Source organism: Spiroplasma sp. DGKH1 (genome assembly GCF_040940205.1).
Lineage (GTDB): Bacteria > Bacillota_I > Bacilli_A > Mycoplasmatales > Mycoplasmataceae > Spiroplasma.
Window position 1 is genome coordinate 210,150 of sequence record NZ_JASTWG010000001.1, and the last position, 22,513, is coordinate 232,662.

The 22,513-nt window shown below is 31.8% G+C and carries 16 protein-coding genes; all 16 read right to left on the bottom strand.

What is annotated here, in order from left to right; all coding sequences use genetic code 4:
- Positions 1 to 32 precede the first annotated feature (32 nt).
- A complete protein-coding gene (locus QPK10_RS00910; RefSeq protein ID WP_368486279.1) occupies positions 33 to 1,451 on the bottom strand; it encodes an alanine--tRNA ligase-related protein in 1,419 nt (472 codons plus the stop codon).
- A gap of 10 nt (positions 1,452 to 1,461) precedes the next feature.
- On the bottom strand, positions 1,462 to 2,691 hold the full coding sequence (locus QPK10_RS00915; RefSeq protein ID WP_368486173.1) for a hypothetical protein: 1,230 nt from the start codon (positions 2,689 to 2,691) through the stop codon (positions 1,462 to 1,464).
- A gap of 61 nt (positions 2,692 to 2,752) precedes the next feature.
- Positions 2,753 to 5,476 (bottom strand): magnesium-translocating P-type ATPase, encoded by a 2,724-nt coding sequence (mgtA, locus tag QPK10_RS00920; protein ID WP_368486174.1) that lies wholly within the window; start codon positions 5,474 to 5,476, stop codon positions 2,753 to 2,755.
- A 107-nt stretch (positions 5,477 to 5,583) separates the two neighbouring features.
- Positions 5,584 to 6,225, bottom strand: coding sequence for an MBL fold metallo-hydrolase (locus QPK10_RS00925; RefSeq protein WP_368486175.1), 642 nt, complete (start codon positions 6,223 to 6,225; stop codon positions 5,584 to 5,586).
- Between the two features lie 21 nt (positions 6,226 to 6,246).
- Positions 6,247 to 6,954: a hypothetical protein gene (locus QPK10_RS00930; RefSeq protein WP_368486176.1), complete on the bottom strand. Its 708-nt coding sequence runs from the start codon at positions 6,952 to 6,954 to the stop codon at positions 6,247 to 6,249.
- A gap of 75 nt (positions 6,955 to 7,029) precedes the next feature.
- Positions 7,030 to 7,872, bottom strand: a complete 843-nt coding sequence (locus QPK10_RS00935) for a Cof-type HAD-IIB family hydrolase (protein ID WP_368486177.1) — start codon at positions 7,870 to 7,872, stop codon at positions 7,030 to 7,032.
- A gap of 75 nt (positions 7,873 to 7,947) precedes the next feature.
- Positions 7,948 to 10,836 (bottom strand): Mbov_0399 family ICE element protein, encoded by a 2,889-nt coding sequence (locus QPK10_RS00940; protein WP_368486178.1) that lies wholly within the window; start codon positions 10,834 to 10,836, stop codon positions 7,948 to 7,950.
- 22 nt (positions 10,837 to 10,858) lie between these two features.
- On the bottom strand, positions 10,859 to 13,666 hold the full coding sequence (locus QPK10_RS00945) for an Mbov_0397 family ICE element conjugal transfer ATPase (RefSeq protein WP_368486179.1): 2,808 nt from the start codon (positions 13,664 to 13,666) through the stop codon (positions 10,859 to 10,861).
- A 17-nt stretch (positions 13,667 to 13,683) separates the two neighbouring features.
- Positions 13,684 to 13,893 (bottom strand): hypothetical protein, encoded by a 210-nt coding sequence (locus tag QPK10_RS00950; RefSeq protein ID WP_368486180.1) that lies wholly within the window; start codon positions 13,891 to 13,893, stop codon positions 13,684 to 13,686.
- Positions 13,894 to 13,905: 12 nt separating this feature from the next.
- Positions 13,906 to 15,927 (bottom strand): VirD4-like conjugal transfer protein, CD1115 family, encoded by a 2,022-nt coding sequence (locus tag QPK10_RS00955; protein ID WP_368486181.1) that lies wholly within the window; start codon positions 15,925 to 15,927, stop codon positions 13,906 to 13,908.
- 32 nt (positions 15,928 to 15,959) lie between these two features.
- Complete coding sequence (locus tag QPK10_RS00960) at positions 15,960 to 17,123, bottom strand: Mbov_0396 family ICE element transmembrane protein (RefSeq protein WP_368486182.1); 1,164 nt, start codon at positions 17,121 to 17,123, stop codon at positions 15,960 to 15,962.
- Between the two features lie 32 nt (positions 17,124 to 17,155).
- Positions 17,156 to 17,473 (bottom strand): Mbov_0395 family pilin-like conjugal transfer protein, encoded by a 318-nt coding sequence (locus QPK10_RS00965; RefSeq protein WP_047791218.1) that lies wholly within the window; start codon positions 17,471 to 17,473, stop codon positions 17,156 to 17,158.
- A gap of 49 nt (positions 17,474 to 17,522) precedes the next feature.
- A complete protein-coding gene (locus tag QPK10_RS00970; protein ID WP_368486183.1) occupies positions 17,523 to 18,071 on the bottom strand; it encodes a lipoprotein in 549 nt (182 codons plus the stop codon).
- A 93-nt stretch (positions 18,072 to 18,164) separates the two neighbouring features.
- Positions 18,165 to 18,392 carry a hypothetical protein gene (locus QPK10_RS00975; RefSeq protein WP_025317181.1) on the bottom strand — a complete coding sequence of 76 codons (228 nt, stop codon included), beginning with the start codon at positions 18,390 to 18,392 and terminating at the stop codon, positions 18,165 to 18,167.
- Positions 18,393 to 18,766: 374 nt separating this feature from the next.
- The gene (locus tag QPK10_RS00980) at positions 18,767 to 21,301 is read right to left on the bottom strand and encodes a vitamin B12-dependent ribonucleotide reductase (RefSeq protein ID WP_368486184.1); all 2,535 of its coding nucleotides are present in this window, start codon (positions 21,299 to 21,301) and stop codon (positions 18,767 to 18,769) included.
- A gap of 135 nt (positions 21,302 to 21,436) precedes the next feature.
- Positions 21,437 to 22,489 carry a MupG family TIM beta-alpha barrel fold protein gene (locus QPK10_RS00985; RefSeq protein ID WP_368486185.1) on the bottom strand — a complete coding sequence of 351 codons (1,053 nt, stop codon included), beginning with the start codon at positions 22,487 to 22,489 and terminating at the stop codon, positions 21,437 to 21,439.
- Positions 22,490 to 22,513: the final 24 nt, after the last annotated feature.

The following is a 22,513-nucleotide window of genomic DNA, read 5'->3' on the forward strand; positions in this document are numbered from 1 at the left end:
AAAAAATGGGAGATAATCCCATTTTTTTTATTTTATAAAATTTCAATTAAACTGGCAATAAAATTATTAATATTATCTCAAGTATCAGTTTTAACATCTAAGAATAAATTAGTTCCCCCACCTGTTAAATGATATTGTTCTTTTAAATTATTAAAAAGATCACGTAAATTAATGTGGTCTTTTAATTGTTCATTAATAAATAATAATAAATTTGGCGCTAATCCTCTATTATAATAAGCAAGAATTGTATTAGTTTCTGCTTTTGCTAAATTAATTAAGCGTGGACGAATTAACTGGTTCGAAATCATCGTGTTATCTAAATAATATTCATTAAAAGAAATCTTCTTCGGAGTTATTTTGGAGATAAGATCTAATTTAATAGTATTTGCAAGCTCTTGCAATTGCTTTTGGTGTTCTTTATCAATTTCTTTTAGATCATCTTTTAGTTGGTTAGTAATTGTTATTAAATCTAATAAGGTTTCATAAGTAGTTGGTAATTTTACCATGGTATGATCAAATTGATAATTTGGTTGCAAGTTCTTAATTTTTGCTAACGTATTAGTAATTAATTCTTGGTAGGAATTAAATTTTTCCGTAAAATACTTTTGTAATTCATCATAATTAGCAGTAGCATAAATAGTAATCCGATTTTCAAATTTAATTTCGAGAATTTCTAAACATTCTAAATCTCCTGTTGCATCAACATGGGTTCCCCCACATAAGTCCTGGGAAACATCACCAAATTTAACCACCCGGACATTATCTTGGTATTTAAAATCACGTGAAATAATCTTTTGGGCTTGGGCTTCTGCTAAAGTCATAAAAATTTCTTGGGATTTAATATTGGCTGTTATCCAAGATTGGAGTAAATCACGAGCTTGTAAAATATTTTCTAGTGTTAAACCCGGGTTCTTGAATAATTCAATATAAAATTTATCTTCACTAATCCCAACTGAACGCTCTTCAATGCCAGATTTAGTCACGGTATCTAAAGCTGATCATAATAAATGTTGGGCCGAATGATTTCTTGTTAATTTTAAACGATGATTAACATCAATAAATTGTTCACATTCATCATTTAGTTTTAATAAGTATTGATGACAATCAACTAAATGTAAATAGCAATTCGGAATAATCTGCTTATTTAAATCATATACCGTAATTTCGTTGCCATTGACAATTAGTTTTCCATAGTCAGAAGGTTGACCCCCACCTAACGCATAAAATACTGTCTGGTCAAAAAGGACAAATCCAACTCCGGTTAACTCAGTTATCTCTTGCCCCTTGCTATCAAATAATGCCTTCACCGTTCCACTTCCTTCAAACTGGTGATAACCATTAAATTTTGTTGCAGCAAAATTATTAGCTAGTTGTTGGTCCGCCAATTGTTTTCATAATTCTTTAATTGTCTTGCTGTCCATCTTCTTACTCTCCTTATTTCTATTTAATATTTTATTATGTTTACACTGATTTTGGTTTAGTTTTTTTTACTTTTTTTGTTTTTACTTTTACATCAATAATTTCATTACTATGGGTTACCGTTGGACTAGTGGGAAATGGCCGGTCGCTGCGGATCTTTTCTTTCCCCGCTAACATGAGAATTCCCCCAATTATTGCAAGAATTGGTCCAATAATTCAGATTCATGACACAAAAATTAACATAATTAAAACGATTCCCCCAGCAATTCGACCCCCAATTCTGCGTTGCATTGCTAACACAAAACATATAATAAAAGCTGTAATTAAAAATACTGAGACAACTAAAGCAGCAACAATCGCCATTGTACTATGCCCCCCAGGAATAGGGACACCTTCTAAACTAAAATCAAGATCATCACTATCAAAAACAACTAATAACAATAATAATAACATTGAAATTAAAAAATTAATAGTTGTTGTGATTAAGCCAATAATTCCCCCCGCTAAGCAAAGTTTACTTACTTGTAAGCGTGAACGTTCTAATTTCGTTTTGACAAATGGTCCTTTATGGTGCACTTTCACATATAACATATTATTAACTCAAATGTAAAAATATTGTAAGGCGACGGCAAGCGTACAAATCATAATAATAGAAGATAATAATAATGGGATTCCACCCGGACCAAAGTAATTTAAAAAGAAATAAGGAAATAAAGTGTGCTCGGGTTTGCCTTCCAGATGGCGATAAGTTCCCCGAATTACAATAATAATTAAATAAGCAACCATATAACTCATAATTAACCATAAAAATGACTTGTGATGTTTTTCATAGGGATAATAATATTCACCCGTTGTTAAAATATAGTTAATAATCATTGTAATTGGCATTACTAAGTGTAAAACAACGGTTGCTACTCATCGATAAGTATTATATTGTTCGGCCTGTCCTTTTTGCGTAAATAAACCTAGTCAAAAAACTAACATCGTAATGGTAATGTAAGTGGTAACTCCTAACCGAATAACAAAATGGGGTTTCGTATTCTTAAATTTTGAATCAAATAAATAAAGGAAAAAATAAAATGCCACCAGGTAATTAGTTTGGGTTGTGAAGAAAGAATAATAATTTGAAATGCGTTCAGTATACGATAACATCCGAAATTGTGGTTGGGGATCATAAGTTGCCAAAGTTACATCCACAATTAAAAATAAACTTAATGCAATTAAGGCCGCTAGCCGAACATAAAAATGGACCTTATCATTTCATTTAAACATTTGTTTTCTCCTTTAACCTAATTATTTATTGCAATTTTGCTAAATTTATTAAGTAGTATAATTATAATCATTTTTTGTAAATTTTTAAATACCCTATTTTTAAAAGGGAACTAATTATAATGAAGATAACTAACAAACCCGCTAAATAAGCATATCAAATTGGATCTGGGGGTGTCAATTGCAACCAGGTACTAATCTTTGGTAAGTATGGTAGGACTAGGACAACTCCTAAAATCATTGCAATCGGAACTACTAATTTTAATGGTGGGGCATCTTTAAAAATATTAATTTTATTTGTTCGCATCATCATAACCATCATCATATGTAAAATAGCCCCTTCGGTAAACATTGTGGTTTGAAATTGGGAAATTAAATGATTATTAGTAACACTTGGTGCTAATGAACTGGCTAAGGCAATTGAACTAAGAATAATCCCACTGACAATAAAGTTTAAAATACTAATAAATGTTACGGAAGGACCATTTCATAAGGCAAAAGAAATTAGTCCTTTTGTGTTTCATCCGCGCGGTTTTTTAATAAAATCAGGATGAACATTGTCAAAAACAACAGCCACTTGGGAAATATCATATAATAAATTTTGGAATAAAATTTGAATTGGGGCCATTGGTGCAAACGCTAACCAGGCTGAAGCAATTACTAAACTTAACATTAACCCAAAATTAGCGGCCACTGTTACTTTAATATATTTAATAATATTTGCAAAGATTCGTCGTCCTTCAATTATCCCATTTTCTAATACTAATAATGATTTTTCTAAGAGAATAATATCTGCCGCTTCTTTCGCAATATCAGTAGCATTCGCAACTGAAATTCCGACATCACTTTTCCGTAATGCAATCGCATCATTAATTCCATCACCTAAGAAACCAACCTTATGTTTTTTCTTTTGTAATAACTCGATAATTCGCGCTTTTTGAAAGGGAGTTAATTTTACAAAAATATTAGTTTTGTTTAATACTTCCATTAACTGCTGATCAGTCATATTATCAATTTCTTCCCCATCTAAAATTCCATTAATTTGAAAACCAATTTGTTGACAAACAGCCAAGGTTACTTGTTGACTATCACCTGTTAAGATTTTTGTTTCTACTCCGTATTTTTTTAATAATTTTAAAGTATTAATGACATCTTTTTTAATTAAATCTTTAAAACATAAAAAACCTAAAAATATTAGCTGTTGTTCAGCGGCTAATGTTAAAGGCTGATCGCCTTCGTAATTTTGATAAGCAAGGGCAATAATCCGCATTCCTTGTTGGTTTAGTTGTAAAGCATTATCTAATAATTTAATTTTAGTATCGCGATCTAGTTTTTTAACAAGCCCTTTGTCAAAATAATATTCAGAAATATTAAGAATTTCTTCAAAAGCACCCTTGGTAATGAGAACTTGCTGCTGAGTTGTTTTTTCTTGCATTAAAACTGACATGCGCCGACGAGTAAAGTCAAACGGTAATTCTCCTTGCAATTGATATTCCAGCGGCAAATTAGTAATAAACCGGCTTTGGGGATAATTAATAATTGCCTCATCAATTTGATTTTTCATTCCAGTTTGAAAATAACTATTTAAAAAAGCATATTTTAAAACCTGGGGACTTTTAATCATTGCATAATTATAATAACGATCTAAAATAATTTTATCTTCGGTAAGAGTTCCCGTTTTATCCGTACATAATACATCAATGGCTCCTAAATTTTGAACCGCATCTAGTTGTTTAATAACAACTTTTTGCTTTGCTAGTTTCTTACTACCCTTTGTTAAGTTAGCAGCCACAATCATTGGTAATGATTCAGGAGTTAACCCCACCGCTACCGACATTGCTAAAACCAGAGCATCTAACCATTCGTGGGTGCGAATCCCATTTAAAACTAAAACAACTGGAACCATCACCAAAATCATTAAAATAATTAAGCGGGTAATTTTTACTAACCCAATATTAAAACTATTAGTAACTTTTGTTGTTTTAATTTCTTGGTTAATTGATCCTAAATAAGTGTTTTTCCCGGTTCCAATCACGACCCCAATCGCGCTCCCGGCACTAACACTAGTTCCCATAAAACAAATATTATTTAAATCAAAAATATTTGCTGCTTGTTCGGAATTATTAGTACTTGTTTTATAAGCTGGAGTTGATTCACCGTTTAATACTGCTTGGTTAACTAAAAAGTTATTAGCATAAATAATTTTAACATCTCCCGGAATAATATCCCCAGTTGATAAATAAATCAAATCACCAACTAATAAATTATCAACCGGAATTTTTATTGACCGGTTGATTAAATCCGCAATCGTTAAACTTGTGATCTGATGAGTACCCAGATCATAATCACGTATTACAGCAGTTGTTTTGGTTACTAAACTAGCCAATTGTTTCGTGGTGCGAAAAGATTTATAGTCTTGGACAATAGAAATAATTGCACTTAAAAACATCATTACCGCAACAATGATCGCACTTGCTAAATCTAAATTATCTTGATAATTACCAATAATATATTTAGTAAGGTTAAAAAGACAAATAAAAATTAATAATAAGTTAAACGGATTAAGAAAAGTAAATATTATTTGTTTAAAAAAATTGAATCCTTTTGTTTTAATAACATTGGAACTTTGGGCTGCCAAAGCAGCAGCGACCGCTGATGATTGATAACCAACCGCTGGAACTGCTAAATTATTTTTTAAATCAACAAGACTAGTGGTATTAGAAAGGTCTTGATAAAAAGTCTTCAGATTATTATCAACAGAATTAGACATTTCTTTCTTGGCGCGCATCTTAACAAGTCCCTTCTAAAATTCTCCTATCTACATAATAACATTAACCAATAATTTTCAAACAAAAAAATAAAAAAAACAAAAGCAATCTTTTGTTTTTTTATTAGCTATTTACTAATAACCCCCTGGTCAAGAGCATCCTGCATTAAAAATGGTTTGTTATGACCAGGTAGAACATGTCACTGCGGTTCTAAATTAGTAATGCGTTTTAACTCCGTAATGAAATATTTATCATTACATAATTTACCAGTATAACCCTCTGATGTTTTATCCGGTAATAAACTAAAACCTGTTGTTACTAAGTTTAAATCTTTAATTCGTAACACTTGGGTTCCGGCGGTATGACCTGGGATATTAAATACTTCAATCTCATAGCCAATTTCATGAACAACACTATCACCTTCCAAGGCCACAAGATTTGTTAATGGATAATTAATTGCTAAGCCAATAAACTCTCCGGTAACATCATCCACCGTTTTTTGGGATAATAATCGTAAATCAATTTTTTGCAGATAAATTTTTAAATCGGGATATTCGCGTAAGACATTATCTAACCCTTCATAGTGATCAATGTGACCATGACCAATAAATAATGCTCGTAAAGTGATATTTTTCTCTTTTAAATAGCGTAGGGCTGCCGATGTCGCATTCGAAGCATCAATCATAATTGCTTCATTATTATCATTAATAATTAGATAAACATTTTGATTATCATAGGTCGAATCAATAAAGTTCTTCATTTTTGCCATTATTACTACCCCTTTTCAACTTTATAAATTTGGATTAAATTCTTCTGTTAAATAAGAACTATCTTCTAAATAAGTAATTGTATCATCAATTAAAAATAGTGATGCGTTAATTGATTCGATACTATCAATCACCTTAGTTTCTTTAATTTTTTCTAAGTTATTCATAAATATTTTTGATAACAAGGCGTGGCCTTCTTCTAAAATAATTAAACTATAACCAAATCATTTGGCAATTCCTAAGCACATCCCTCCTAATACATGGGTGATAAACTCTAGGGTTTTACTATTATCTCGATTTTTATCATAAAATGATAATTTAATAAAGTTTGTTTTAACAACCTCGTTAATAATTGTTACTAAAAAGTTACTAAAATCAGTGGCCGAAACTAAGTCATCCCCATTTTTTAATCTTTCATCATCAACTTTCACAAAGATGTTCATTACTGCTTTATAAAGTGCTTTAAAAGACACCACTTCTTTAAATTCAACATCTGGGAAAAGATCATGGTAACGCTTAAATCCCTCTTTGGTCCCATGGACAGCATATAAATATAAATTTTCAAAGACAGCCTGACTTGGGCGGTATCATTTAAAACGCAAGGTAACTTTAATATTTTCATCCGTATTCAATTGTTTTTGTAACATTCTTTGTGTTAATTCAATAGCTGGGCGATAATTTAGTTTCGCGTCCTTTTTTGCTAAAACTTTAATCACATATGTCTTTTCCATTTGCTAAAAAATCCCCTTTGCTTTATATTCTATATTAAATTATAGCATAAACAAGTGCTGAAAATAATTGATTTCTTAATTATTAAAAAGATATTTATTAATTGCTTTGGCAACCCCATCATGGTCATTACTATCAGTGAGAACATCCGCAATTGCTTTCACATCTTCATCAGCATTCGCAACTGCCACCCCAATTGCAGCTCATTTTAACATTTCAATATCATTATGTTCATTCCCAATTGCCATTACTTGCGAGCGGTCAATATTATATTGTTGACAGATTTGTTGAATTCCCCAAGCTTTGGTAATATTCTTATTAGTAATTTCAACATTTGTCCGGTTATTTCTAATTTCTTGACAAATTTCAAATTTATCGTCTCATTTTGCTAATAATTTCTCAACAATAGCAACTGGTCCTTCAATAAATAATTTTCCCCCAATAATTTCTTGGTTATGATAAGGAACTAATTCAACTTGACCAGGCAAATCCTGCAAATTTGAAAAATAACGGTTCGTAATGTCATCTGTTAATTCTTTATAATAAATCTTAATTTGGTTAAAATTACTAGCTGGCTGGTCAAATAAAATCATTGTCGTAAGTGGTGAAGCAATAATTTCTTGGCATAGTTGCCTAAAATCTGGTCCCCCTAACGGATTGGTAGCAATAATATGATGGGTTTGGTTATTAGCAACCACCGCACCATTAAAAGCTACCGTAAAATCATTAATATCATTTAGGTCTAATTTATCAATAATTGCTTTGATTTGATACAATGGGCGCCCCGAAGCAATTACTAACTTAATATTATAATCAGCTAATTTTTTTAAAGTTGTTAAAGTTGTTAAACTCATTGTATGTTCAGAGTTTAAGGCAGTCCCATCTAAATCAATGGCTACCAGTTTAATATTACTATTCATGTTGTCCCTCTTTTTTCTCATTTCTATAACCTATTATATATGATAATTAAAAGTTCTGAAAAAAAACTAGAAAAGTTATTTTCTAGTTCCTTTAATTGCCCGTTTCCCCCCAATTCCTTTTTTCCGTTTATATTTAACATAAATAATAGTAACAACAACAATTGTTGAAAGCCCAATAATTAATGGTAAAAACCAAGCTAAATTACTAGATTTACTAATCCAAGAACCTGGATTATCAGGAAAAGGCGTTGGGGTTGGTGTTGGGGTTGGCGCTGGGGGTGGTCCTGGCGGAGTTGCGTTGGGATCATTAATTAAATCAAAGCCTGTGCTACCGACCGCCGTTAGCGAAGTATCAACTGCTTGAATAATAATGGTTAAATGAGTTTTACCCAAAGCATCAGGATGACTATTATTAATAAACTCGGTTAAACTCTTATCATCTAATGGCTTAACAATATAGTCAGTTTGGTAGGCAATGTGATATTTTCCTTCTTTTAAAACATTATTAATATATCCTAAAATTCATTTTTTTAGATCAGCAGGATTTTGTTTAGTAAAATCAAAGGTTTGGTCAGTAAATTTAATTTTTGAGATATCAGTTGCTTTTGTAGGGTCATATTTTTTATTATTTCCAACCTTTATTAAATGGTGGTTAATAGCTAATGTGGAAGTTGGCAGGGCTCGCACATCAATCGTTAACCATGCTCAACCATCCGCACCATAATTAAATAAAGGATTTAATTCTGCGTTACATTCACTTAAAATTTGACCATTAACATAAATGGCATAATCAGTATTATAAACTAAGTTATATTTTTTTAGACGCTCTTCAACTTCACTGGTAATTGTGGCCTTTGCTGTCTCAATGTTAGGAGCATTCATTTTTACCGCTCCCGCTAATTCAGAAATTGATGATAAATCAGTAAAATTATGGGGGTGCGGATCAGGAGGAATCCGTTGGGTTGTTGTATTAGAAACATACTCTTTTCAATAAGCAATTGTTTGTTCAAATGATAAATTTTGAATTGCTTTACTATCAAAATTATAATAAGTCATTAAATAATTTTTTAAATGTAACCCATGGATTGTTGTTCAAAAATCAACCGCAATATTATCTGGTAAGGTATCCAAAAAACGTGGGTACTTATTTTCAAAGGTTGCCCCAATATTTACAAATTTTTCATATTTTTGATCATCTTCGGTGGTAATAATGTAATGTCATAAGCCAGGATTTGATCAATAAAGATCTTGATTACTAATTTGGCGTTTTTTTTGACTTGCATCAGGGTTGGCAAAAGGTTCTAATTGATTATCCTTATCGACCCCTTCACGTTCGATAGATTTAACTTTTGTAGGATCAAAGTTTTCTTTAACTCCCATTCCAGAAACTGATCCTTCGGAAATAAACCCTTCATCAAAGTTAGCCTTATTTTTAATAAATTGACCTTGATTATCTAAAGGATCTAACGCAAAAGCATAATCAGATTTTCGTTTGACCCAAATTATTTGGGTTTTGGTCCCGGTTTTAGAATTAATTTCAGGGTCATATTTAGGATTAGGTTTTCCATCAGGAAGCGTTGGGGTAATTAAGGTATTTTGGTCAGGATTATTTTTCGGATCCCATGCATATCATTTTAATTGTAAAGTCGGAACTAAGTTATCAATTACTACTTTAACATTATATTGGGCTCCTGGACTACTTTTTCTAATTAAAGAAATATTATAAACATTGGTAGCTGGTTCTGTACTTTTACTTTTTGATTCAGCAGGTGGTATAACTGTCCGACCATCAGTCAAAGTCATTGTAAATTTATTATCAAGAACCGGAACGTCCTTACCATTAACTGTCATTAATTCAACTGGTTTATTATTGGCATCCAGTTTAGCATCAAACTCGGTACTAACAGTAGTATGATAAATTAATGTTTTCGGATTTTTATCAGTAGCCGGAATAATCTTAGGAATATCATCAATTAATTTTGTGGGATCATTGGGATCAACAACTTTCCCCGGAAAGAAATTTAACCGATCAGCCATTTGTTTTTCTCAATAAGCAGGGGTTAGTGAAATTGAAATTGGAGTTTGAAAAGTTCATACTTGTTGTTCTTTAGTTGGCGGATATATGAATTTAATTGTTGTAATCGCTGTTTTAGTTTGGTCACTAAAAGCATATTGTTGCACAAATCCTTTTCAATTATCATATTCATATCCCATTGCATTTTGTAAGACGGCATTTAATTTATTAGTTTCATTAGGAATATTATTGGCATCTTCTAAACTTCCAGAAAAATCAGAATCTAAAGCAATTGGAACAGCTAATGCTTTTGCAATTTTATTTTTAAAATCATCTAAACTAAAACTGGAATTAATCGTCGCATTATAAACTTGAATTTGCGCATTAGCATCATGTCCAGACCACATTGCCCCTGTATATGCTGTTAATTTAAGATATAAATAACTACCATCTTTAATTAAAGTAATAGTTGTTTTGCCATCAACTTCGGCGGCATGCAATCTTTCTTTATCGTTAGAAATATTATAAGAAGCACTATCTTGGTAACTTAAATCACTTGTTTGGACATAATAATTTTGAACCACGGAAGGTGATAATCATCCTCCTCCTAAACTAGAATATAGGGAAAAAGTAATTTTAGGATAATAAGCTACAAATTTATCCCATGTTGATTCATAATCATCTCACTTTAAAAATTTAATTTGATCTGATGAGTTGCTATGATCCCCCCACGCTCCAAGACCATTAGTATGGGAAGTAATATTTGGAGAATTTATTGTTGATTGAATATTTAAGTGAAATGGATTAGGACTGGCACCAACTTTAGCTGTCAAACTATTATTAGGAATTTTATTTTGATAAGAATGAAAAGGCGCGGGCGGTAAAAAACTAGGTGCATTACTAGTTAAAACTACAAAACCAAGTAAAGATAAAAAATATTTAGATTTCATATACTTCAACTCTTTTCGTTAATTATTTTAAATTACTGGTTGGTTTTGAACCAAGGTATTTTTTTAAGGAGTCATCAACAAATAAAACATCATGCTCGTGGTTAATATTTTCAATGTGTTCATTTGCCGGAATAATCCCATTAACAAAGGCTAAAGCTTCCGCTTCGGAAACATCAATCTTTAAGCAATGACGTTCATAACCAGAAACAATAAATAACATTTGTCCCTTACTTGCCCGCGCAATGTATTCTTGTTCTTCGGTTGAGAGTCCTCCATAGGCATGGTAGACTTCTTCAACTTCTTTTAAATCGCTAGGAGCAAGGTTCATTATCATTGAATACTGGGTATTATTAATCATCGCTGTTGTTTTCTTTTTTATCTCTTCGGTTCCTGTAAAGTCATTTCAATTTTGGGTAGTAATAATCATCGCCCCATTATATTTCCGAATTCGTTTTACCATTTGATACATAAAGTTTAAAGCAACTGGATTATCCTTATCAATTGCTAAGTGGGCTTCATCAATAACAACGACAATTTTATTATTTTTTTCAAAACGATTTCGTTTAACTTCTCCTTTAACAAAAGCTAAAATTAGATATAATTGTGCGGAAGTTACTTTTTGAATATCTTGATCAAATAAAGTTCAGACATCATAAACAATAAAGTTAGAATTTAAGTTTAAAGTGGTTGGTCCATTTCATAATGTCGCATACTGGCCATCACCCATAAAATCATAATAAATCAGTTCTTTTAAATTACCTAAGATTGGATCATCATGATCGGCAATCGATTGACAAATTGTTTCATACAAATCACTAAAAGTTGGAAATTCAGTGTTTTTTAATTTACTAATTTCAGTCTGATTATTAATATTAAAGCGCTGGTATGTTTTTTGAATTTGATTAATTAATAAACGACGCTCACGTTCCGTTAATTCCTTATATAAGGTTTTAAATCACTGGTCTAGTAATCGTAAATGATTGGAGATTGGGGCGGCTTTTTCTTCATCTAATTCTTTTTCCACCGCATCAATAATGGTATTAATATCATCATTATCATCCCGGAAACTATTATCTAATACTTGTAAAGGGTTAATTCGCCCAACTGTGGCATCACCGGTATCGACTCATTGACCATCATAGAATAAACACAAATCTTTATATTCTCGTTCAGGGTCAATGGCAATAACAGTGCGGCCCATATTTAAGTGGAAAGCAATTTCTTTTTTAGTAGTATATGATTTTCCTGACCCCGAGGTTCCAATAATAATTTTATTGTGGTTTTTCCGTTTATCGGTTAATTTAAACTGGTCAAAAACAATCACATCATTAGTACTATTCTGTCCTAAATATAATCCTTGTTCATCATCCAGACCACCATTAATAAAGGGAAATGAACTTGCCAAAGTTAAACATGGCATTTCTCGACCACTCTGTTCCATTAACGGGTCAAAGGCTTTTGGTAAAAAAGCACTATAACCTTCTAATTGGCGGTAAGCTAAGGGATTAACTTTAATGTCCAATTCTTTTAAACTTCGTTTTAACCGAGCTTCCGATTCATGTAATAATTTCATATTTAATCCATAGTTTAAAAATAAAATATCAACATTTTTGACAACTTCATTTGCCCCCGTAATTGCTTCAATTAAATCTTCATACGCATTTATTTCATAAGCTTGTTCACTACGATCAACATTTGATTTGGTCATCATTGCTTTGGTACGAGCATTATTAACTGCTTTGTTTAAAGCCCGTTTAATTCGCGCAGAGTCCAGAGGACTAATATTTCAAATAATTGCTTGTTCATTATTAGCTAAACTAGCTCCCCAACCATAGCGGGCAAAAATTGGATAATCATAAACACCAAAAACCGAACTATAAACATTATCAGCTTTAAAATAATTCCGTCTAATTTGAAATTCATTGAATGCTAATAAATTTTCTAAACTATCTTGGTGTTTTTCATATTCTGCTTTACTAATTTTTTCTCCATAAGGGTTAAATACTAGTTTAATACTATTAACCAAGTCATAACCAGCAAGCGGGACAACCTTAAAGTTATTAAGTTCTAATTTTGCTTTGATAACTTCAATATATTCATGGAGTTTTTGGATTTTGTCAGCATAAACATAAAGATAAAAAACTTTTTTAGTTTGAATTTCATTATCAGCTGTCAAAGTGTCATTTTTCATATGACGGATATAAGACTGGTTTTCAAATAATCGGGCATTTAAACCTTTTGGTGAATAATTATTGTTGATATTTTCGCGAATTTGGCGAACTGTTTCTTCATAAAATTCAATTGTATCAGCAAACGAAATTGGTAAATCAACTTTAACAATTGAAAAACTAAAATCAAATAATTTAAAGGTTGCTTGCAGTTCCTTAATTTTTAAATCCTGAACTTCGGGGTTTAACAAGGTAATGTTATAACCCTTGATTTCAAACCCCGCAATAAAATGGTTTTTCCCATTAACTTTTTGGGTCTTAATATAATTTTCATCAACAATACAATCATAAGGGACTAAAAAACCAGTATTATTTTGGGGGGAGTCTTTCCGATAATGTTTTTTCTGGGCAAAAAATTTAAACATTAAAAATAAAGCATACCATCCCTTAACCCCAGGCATAATTGGTAATAGTAAAGGAATTGCTAAAATAGCAAATAAGATACAACAACTGATTTTAACCATTTTACTAATTGGTAACCCAATAATAAACAAGGTACTTAAACTAATTCACATAATAATGATTAGAATTTCAACTAAACCAATGCCACGTCAAAATTCTAATTTTGTCTTACGGACATTCTTTGGGATTAAATTATCCATTTTTCCACCTCCTCGGGTTATTTTGTACAAAAATATATTGTTAGCAAGATGATAAAGATTCCGATGCATGTAAAGATAAAGTAAAACGAACAACGGCGGATTAACCGGTTATGGGCTGTTTCAACTTCATATTTTTTTTGAATTCGTTTTTTCCGAAATCAAATTACTAAACTAATAACTATTGCGGCAAATGATAAGAATAAACATATTGATAATCACCCAGCCATTTTAACCACCTTCTACTTCGTTAATTCATAAATTTCTTCAATTTTTTCTGTTAAACTTTTTGATATCCGGGGATCAATTTCTTCATTGATTAAAATTTCTTCAATTTCAATTGCCTTTCCCTCGACTTTAATAAGTTTTTCTTTTTCGAGTAATAATTCCATCGTTTGGTTAGCACCCCCACCGCCACTATCACTAGAAGCATCATCATTTTCGGCTGCTAAGATATAAACATAATCTTTCCCAAAAGTTTCATCGGTCAAGGGAACAGATTCCTGATCAGCAACTTTTCCCATTGCATAACAGGGAGATTTTCACATTGGCATTAATTTAGCTTTTAATGGTTTTTCTTTGGAGTATACCACAACAGCATGTCCCGTTGGTAGTTGCATTAAATCAGCTGGTTTAATTAAACTAACTCCTGATAAAGAGCGGGTTCCACTTGCTTGTTTTTTTTCTAATAAAACTTGGTTGCTCCGTGATTTCGAAACAATTGTCCGTTCCCCAATAATTTCTGAATAATATTTTGCCGTTTCAATATCCATTGTTTGTAAGAAAATATGCATACTACAGTTATTGTTAATTGTTCGGGCCATATTTTCCCCATATTTATCAACTAATTGGGGTTTATCTTGAATAATTAATACTCACCAAATATTACGACCCCCCGAGACTGAAATTTTTGCCCCCATATCAGGAATTTTGGGAATATTAGCAAACTCATCTAAAATATAATAAAATGGTTTTTCTAATTTTCGGTTTGCTAAACTAGCTTGTTCAATCAAAATTTTATACGATTGCGAAATGAAAAGACTAGCAAAAATATGACGATCTGTCCGGTCATCAGGAACCACTAAGAATACAGCAGTTGGGCAATTAGTTAAGGTTTGTAAATCTAATTCATTTTTACTAATTAGGGTTCTTAAAATTGGGTCACTAAATTTTTCTAACCCTGTTTTAATACTTTGCAGAATTGAACCAGTTGTTTCTTTGGCTCCATCCAATAACCCCGAAATCGCAATGCGAGCGGGATGGGAAATATCTAATTTTTTAAAATAATTAAATAGTTTATCTTTGTTATTAATAATTGGAATAACTGAAGCAAGGTTAAATTTTTTTTCATCAAAACTATTATTTTCCCGCATATCATATAAAATTGCTAACAAAATCCCCTTAACTGCTCCACTCGCTGACTCTTGCCAAAATCGATCTTTTGGATCACTTCAGGGATATAAAGTGGTACAAATATCTGATAAATAATCTTGTGCTTTTTGTTGCCAGTAATAATATTTTGATGACTCTTGGTCTGTTCCATTACTATCTTTATACTTGCGTTCTAATTCACAACCCTTTACTCAGGCCTGGTAAATTAATGTTAGGGGGTTTCACCCGACAGATAATTCGGGACTTCGTAAATCTAACTTTAACACTCGATAACCATTATCAGCAAAAACTTTTGAGTTAGTTTCATATAGTTCACCTTTGGGATCGGAAATAATAACTCCTGGCTTAACATCTGATTGGGCAAATAATTGCAAGGTTGGAATAACAACCCCTTGTGTTTTCCCACTCCGTGTCCCGGCAACAACCATAGTATGAGTTTCTTTCCGAATATTAGCCATAAAATTCTTATTTTTCCCATTGAAAGAATTAGCAACCACTCCGTATTTATCACCAGCATGCATTAAATTTACTAAATCATAATTTTTATTTAAGTGTTTTACACTTAATCATTCTGCCGATCCATATGTTTTATCATGGGTTTTTCCAACAAATTCATAGCGAATATGATATTTAAAAATTAATAAAAACATGGCAAATATTAGGTAGACACCCCCAACGATTGCACCATAGATTGTTAAAAAATTATTTTGGTTTGTTGTTAAAATTTGTTCAATATCCTTAAAATTAACGGTTTTATTATGAGCTAAATCATAGAACACGGCGTATCCTAACAACATTATAAAGATAAAAACTCATAGACCAATGCTAAGAAATAAAATCATCCATTTTCGTTTTTTAAATCATTCTTTCATCAATTGTTGTTCTCCTTTCTGAGGCAATTTTATTAATCTTCATGCTGATTACCATTAAGACCAGGAATAGTATTACGTCGGCGGGTGCTGACATTAGCATTTTGCCAAGTACGACGAGCCTGGTCATTTTCTTCTCTTCGTTTATTATCCCCACTGTTCATTAAGAAATCATGGCCCTTTTTAGCGGTGCGGTATATTCCCGGGACTTTTCCTAGGTGACGTGGTAAGGTTGCTGGGTTTCAAGCTGAGGTTAACCCCCCAGTCATTGCCCGGAAAGTATTCAAACCAGAAGAGGCCCCCATATGTTCACCAACTAATGAATTAATAATATTTGAGAATTCATAAGTAGCCACTCCACCCCCACAAATAATTAGAATTAATAATAATTGGCGAGCAAACGGTTTGGCATCTAAACCAGAAAGATTTGTCTTCAGAATTAAATGGGTAATTGTCATAAACAAATCAAACCCAATAATTGCAGAGGAGGAGGCCAGAAATTTGGCAATAACCATATCTTTTCAAATAAATACTTTCTTACCATCATCTAAAACCATGGTAATCATCACAATCGGGGAAATAATAAATAAGAAAAATAATTCAATAATTTTTTGAATAACCATAAAACCAACTAACATTACAATCGCGACCATAAATAATGATCCAAAAATTTCAACAGTCATATTATAATCAAGAATATTATCCGGGGGACCAAAGTTGCTAGGAGTATAATTAGTAGTTCCATCCCAATTGGGATCACCTAAATGTCATAAGTAATCCGCAATTGAACCGTTATTCCCAAAGGAATTTTCAATTGTTTTGGTAAACTGAGCAATACAGAAATTAGCAACAAAAAAGAAAATCGGAATTAAAAACATAAAAATAATTGCTTTTCCGGAATTGAGAAGACATTGCAAGAATTTCTTTTTACTTTCAGCATGCTCTTTAAATTGAATAATCATAATCTGAATACAAAAAATAACAGCAAACACTGCAATTGCAATAATTAAAAAAATTCAAAATTGTTGGGGTAATTTGTTAAAATCAAAATTATTTTGATTACCAAATAAAATTGTAGTGATAAAACCTCCAGATAAATAATCTAGAACATAGGTAAAAACATTAATTAATTGTAACGGTCCCATTACGAAAACTCCCCAGAGCACTTCGTAGAGGGCTTCTTTAAAAATGTTTCCCATCCTTTATCACCTGCTTTCTATTATGTTAAATGTTAGCTACCAACTGAAGGTCCCGAAATTTGACTTAAGATTACACTAACAATAGTTGGTACTAGCACAGCAGATAATAGCCCAATAATTGGTCAAACAAGCGAGCGCACATATTCACTCCGCATTTCCGGATTATCCGCTGCTTTGGCAATGTGAAATCCAATAATTGCACATTTAACCGCACAAAATAGTCCTAGTAATCCAAAAATAATTCCTAGCGCCATATTTACTCATGGTTTTACTGTTGCTAAAATATCACTTGCATTGGGCGGGGCTGGGTTATCACCCAGTAGGTTTAAGGTATGTAATAGTAAATTCATCTTTAGCACTTCTTTCTATCTTTTTAATTCTGGTTAAAATCATGTCCTGTTAATTTGTTGATCTTGTAAGTTGTAAGTTATTAATAAGTTTTTTCACTTCATTAATGTTGGTTAATAAAGTCTTTAAGTTATCTTGCGAAAAATCATGGGGATATTTTTTTTCTAAATTGTATTGTTGGTTTAAAGCTAATAATTCATTCTCTAAATATCATTTAACTAAAACTTTGGTTTGGTTCGAAAAAACTCCGTTATTAGTAATAAATAAGATTTGGTATTCAGCATCATGGAAAGTAACAGCATTTTGGTAAAGACTAATATCCATAAAATCAATGGTTTGTTGATAATCAGCGGGAGTTGGAAACCAAGCGGGATCATTTTTATGCTGTACAAATTCTTTAATGCTCTTTTCAATACTATTAATTCGTTGCACTGTGCTGGTAATCAAATTTTGGTAATATTTAACATCATGTGGAATCGGACTGGGTGTTGGTTGGTCACCCCCACCCCCAAACGGATCAATACCTGTACAGCTAACAAGCGAATTAGTAACAGTTCCAATTAATGTTAAAGCAACCAACCAGCTAATAATTTTTTTCATAAAAAGAAAAACACCTCCAAATTAATTAGGATCTGATATCCTTATTTATTTGCAGGTGTTATATACACTCAATAGCTATGTAATTAAATATAATTATAAATTTGGTTCTTCATCATCTAATACATTAATATAATGTATTTGTTTACATGATTTACATTTAATTGAAATAATATTGTTGTAATATTTGAAGAGTAACAAGTTATCTGATTCACATCTAACTTGCTGGAAAACGGTGTCACCAAAGGGTAAAATTTCAAAGTTGTCACCGAAGAATGTTAACTGATTTGAATGAATTTCTACTACTTGATCGATAATTTTCATATAATAATTGCCTCCTTAAATTTTAATAATTTTAAGCAGGTACATAATTTTAATTTGAACTAAAACACATTAATTCAATATCATTAAAAGTTAACTAAATAAAAAATTAATAAAACTATCAACCTTTTATTCATATAACATTAATTTAATTGGCAGTGCAATTAAATTCTTTAACAATATAAACCCATATGTATATAATACTTGTAGGCTCAATTTAATTATAAAATAAATTTCGGATTATTCGCTATTCAAAACTTTTATTTTTTAGGTATTAATAATGTTTGAAATTAATATTTTTATTCTGCGATTTTTCAAGTATAATCAACACGAAATAAAAAAATCATAATTTTGGTAAATTATGATTTTTTTATTTATTATAGACCACATTTTAATTGAACATTACAGTTATTACATGTCACACAACCACCCGCATCAATCATTGTTCCTTCTTTACAAATTGGGCAAACATCACCAACTTCAGTTCCCACATTACGGTCTTGGTTAATTCCCCGTAATTTAACTGCTTCTTTTAAGTTATCATTAATTTCATTTTTATCAATGTTTGAAATAACTTCGACTCCCAGATTTTCTAGGTTTAGTTGTTCTAAAGCAGGATGTTCATTATCTGTTGTTAATGATAACACCTGGCTATCACGCGAACCATCAACATAAACGGTTCCCCCTTTAGCTCCCCCGTGGTAGAGACGAGTATAAATTTTTTCAACATCTTTAACAGAATATCCACGCGGTGCATTAACAGTTTTTGAAATTGAAGAGTCAACTCAGCGCTGAATAATACATTGCACATCAGCATGTTCTTCGGGCGCCAATTGCATTGCTGAGACAAAAATATCTGGTAAATGATCAGCACTATAACCTGGATTATATTTTAATCATTCATCCACAATTTTCGCATTAACCTCAATATTTTTTCCTAATCGTCCTGAACGGTAGAATTTAAAGCCAAAGTATGGTTCAAGACCAGTTGATACTCCGACCATTGTTCCCGTTGAACCAGTTGGCGCAATTGTTAACAAGTGTGAATTACGAATTCCGTATTTTAGAATATCTTGGCGAATATCTTCGGGCATTTTTTTCATATAACCCGTGTTAATAAAGCGTCCACGATCTTTTAAGAAGGGGAAACTACCTTTTTCTTTCGCTAATTCAATTGAAGTACGATAAGCAGTTGTCGCAATTACTTCAAAAATTTTATCAACAATCTTATTACCAGCTAAACTACCATAACGCACCCCATGGTAAATTAAGAGGTCATGTAATCCCATTACTCCTAACCCAACTCGTCGTTCACCAAGGGCTTGTTTTTTATTAGCTTCTAAGAAATAAGGCGTTGCATCAATAACATTATCTTGTAAACGAGTACAGTTCCGAACCGTTGCTTGTAATTTATCATATAAAATTTCTTTGGTTTCTTTATTAACAAAATTTGCTAGGTTGATTGCCGCTAAGTTACATACTGAATATGGGGCAAGCGGTTGTTCACCACAAGGGTTAGTTGCTACTACTTTCATATCATATGCTTTTGCATTTGTCATATCATTAGCCTGGTCAATAAAGAAAATCCCTGGTTCTGCTGAATAATTAGCACAGAAGTTAATTAAATCTCACAAGTCACGCGCACGCATTGTGTAGTATGTTTTTAATGGATAGCCCATTTGTTCTCATTCATAAATATCCCCAATTTTATGCCAGTTTTCATCATAAAATTGCTTTTGGTCAGGGGTATATTTATCTAAGTCGGGGAATTTTAATTCTCAAATATCATCATTTTCAACTGCTTGCATAAGCTTATGCGAAATTGTAACTGAAATATTAGCTCCTGATAAGAAAGATGGGTTTTCAACTTCTCAAGTTCCCCCTTCTTCTAATTTAATTTTGGCATCTTGTAAAATTTTACTGTCAACTTCGTTTTCTTTACTTATTGCTCATTCATATAAATTCCGTTCTGAATTTGTTAAGGGCACAAATTTAATTTTCCGAGTTGCTTCCTCACGAATTAAGCGATCTTGCGAATTATCTTTTAACCAACGTAAAATCTTGGGATTTTGCATTTTAGAAATAATAAATTCAATAATATCTGGATGTCAGTCCGCCATCATAATCATTTGGGCACCCCGACGACTTCCACCTTGTTCTACTAAATGGGTTAACGTACTTAAATCATTTAACCACGAGACTGCTCCCGATGATCGCCCCCCCACTGATTTGGCAATTGTACCACGCGGACGTAAAGTAGTTCCGTTAGTTCCGACCCCGCCCCCATGGGACATAATTTCCATTACTTCTTTCCGGTGAACTGAAATTCCTTCGCGGGAGTCTTTGATAAAGGGCATTACAAAACAGTTAAAAAAAGTAACATCACTGCCACTACCAGCTCCGTATAATACCCGACCAGCCGGGACAATATTTAAGTTTTTTAATTCCTCAAAGAAAATTTGTAAATATTTTTCATGTTCTTTTTCATTATTTGATAACGCTTTGGCAACTCGTCAGGCAATTTGTTCATAGTAAATTTCTAATGGTTTTTCCACCGTATTAAGATTCTTACGAATAATATCCTTTGCACTACCCACTAATAAATTAGGATCAATACTATTAACATAATCTTCTTCAACTTTAATATCACATGTCCCTGCTTCACGATCAACTTTAACAATATGTCCAAATCCCCGCGCGGGGAATCAACCATCATCTTTAATAACAGTAATCACAAGATCATTATTTTTTAATGTTTTTAAACCATTATCTTTTTGAGCATAACGATCTAAGACTACCATTCTTGAAACACCATCAAAAGTCATATGATAATCAGGTTCAATTTCCTTAATATGGGGAAAATAAGCACGAATATCAGCATTTAAACTAGCAACAAGTTCTTTTGAATACATTATTTTCTCACTCCTTCACATATAAATTCTAAGTCAATGTGTTTGACATAATTAAGTATACCAAACTTTTTCCGGAAGTTTTTAAAATAAATCAACATTAACCAAAATATTTAATTTCTAACAAACAGAAATTATTTAGTTTTCAGCGATAAACATTATTTTGCTTGGTGGTTTTAACAAATCAATTAAAACTTGAAAATTAGTACAGTTCGCTAAATAGTTAGTTTTTTCAGCAATATTAATCTTTCTCTTGGTAAAATAAATCTCCCCACGATATCTTCCGTATAAATAATTGTCAACTAACAGGGCTGCATGGTTACCTATTAAGTTACGATTATTTCATGTCATTATTTTATCATTATTTTTACTAAAATTACTACTTTCCACCAATCTTACTAAATATTGATTGCTGGTTCAATCAACAAAAAAGGTTTTATTTAATAAAAGGGTTTTTGTCTGGTCCGAAAATCCCAATGAAGAAATTTTAAATAAAAATTCTGTTGGGGCTAACGCACCGACCTTGGTTAAGAGCGCGATCTCTTGATGATTAATTTTCTTATTGGCAACAATAAAATTATTTATCCCAAAATATTTAAACCATTGCAGTTGTAAATAAAGAGGCAAGTAGCGAAAATCCTCAATTGTTGGGAAACATTCAGTCTCCGCTTGGGTGGTTTCACTAATAGCCGATAGAAAAATTGTTAAATTAATTCCATATTTTTGCAAAATTAATGTCCGGGTTAAAAATTCCGGTTGTTCCATCCCTGTATAAGGTTTTGGATAACAATTATATCATGCTCTGATTCGTTTTGAACTGCGTAATTTAAAAATTTCAATAACATCATTGAGATCATTATCACTAGCTAAAATTTGAATTTTGCCTGGAAAAGTATCAATAATATTAACAATTTCATATACTGAAAAACTGTTATCTAACCAAATGGATGTGGGGTTTAATTTTTGTAATTGTTGATAATCAAAAGCATGTTTTGATATTTCGAGACCAATTTCAAAATTTTGTTCTTGTCCATAAGAAATTAACTGAAGTAACTCTGGATTATTTATAAAATCAGGGAGATGACGGGTAGGGAAAAAGAGCATTGGGATCTTATTCTTTTTTGCTAACTTAATAGCTGCAATATTTTCTTGTAAACTAACTTTCTTTACATAAATTGAAACACCTAACATAAAATTTACCTCCCTTATTTTCTT